The following is an 871-nucleotide window of genomic DNA, read 5'->3' on the forward strand; positions in this document are numbered from 1 at the left end:
TAGCTTTAAGACTAACAAATAACAGGAAATTGTCGCAGAAAATTTACAAGGTTTTAACTGGGGATGGTCAAAAAAGAGCAAGAAAAAGGGGCGTCAGCAGGTAATGCCCCTTGATTTTTAGGGATTAATTGAGACTAATCGTCAATATTGTCCATAACTTGGTGGCGTTTATGATGGTAGTCCTCTTCATTCAGCCCTTCACGCCAGTAAGGGATGGCATAGAGTTGTTGGCGGTCACCGCCTTTTTCACGGCGCAAATAGCGGCGTAACTGCACCACCAGACTATCTTCACCGGCAATCCAGAAGGCCGACTCTTCCATCGACAAATTCAGGGCGCAAAATTGGGTGATAACCTCCTGTGTTTTCTCGGTGCCACCAATCACCCAGCTGAGTTCAACACCGGCAGGCTTGATCAGGTCCAGCACATCTTGTGGCGTATTCACACGAATAATGGCATGGCCTTTAGCATCAGCAGGCAGGGACTCCAGCAGTGCGGCAATAGCAGGGAGCGAAGAGGGGTCACCAACCAGATAGCGGTAAGTTGCCGCAGGCAGCAGGGTTTCAGGGCCACCGGGATTGGTGATGCCTAACCAGTCTCCGGGCCTGGCATTGCGGGCAAAATTCACCGCCGGGCCATGGTGATCATGAATAGCGAACTCAATATCTATCTCACATAACTCTGGGCGAATAGCCCGCACGGAGTAGGTGCGAACAATCGGGCGCACGTTTGCCGCTGGCCACACCGGGCCTTTCTCACCAGGTACCGGTAATTCCGGTTGCGTTTGGCCCGCTAAAGGCAAAAACACCTTCAAATGCGCGCCACCGCATTGTGGTGGATAATTGTGCAAGGCAGGGCTCTCAAAGGTAATGC

Annotated in this window: 1 protein-coding gene; it reads right to left on the reverse strand. The window is 51.7% G+C overall.

Annotated elements, in window-relative coordinates:
• Positions 1 to 134: 134 nt before the first annotated feature.
• A complete protein-coding gene (locus AACW11_RS19945) occupies positions 135 to 869 on the reverse strand; it encodes a siderophore-interacting protein (RefSeq protein ID WP_339379073.1) in 735 nt (244 codons plus the stop codon).
• Positions 870 to 871 lie beyond the last annotated feature (2 nt).

Origin of the sequence: Yersinia sp. Marseille-Q3913 (assembly GCF_963892745.1) — a bacterium.
Taxonomy (GTDB): Bacteria; Pseudomonadota; Gammaproteobacteria; order Enterobacterales; family Enterobacteriaceae; genus Yersinia; species Yersinia bercovieri.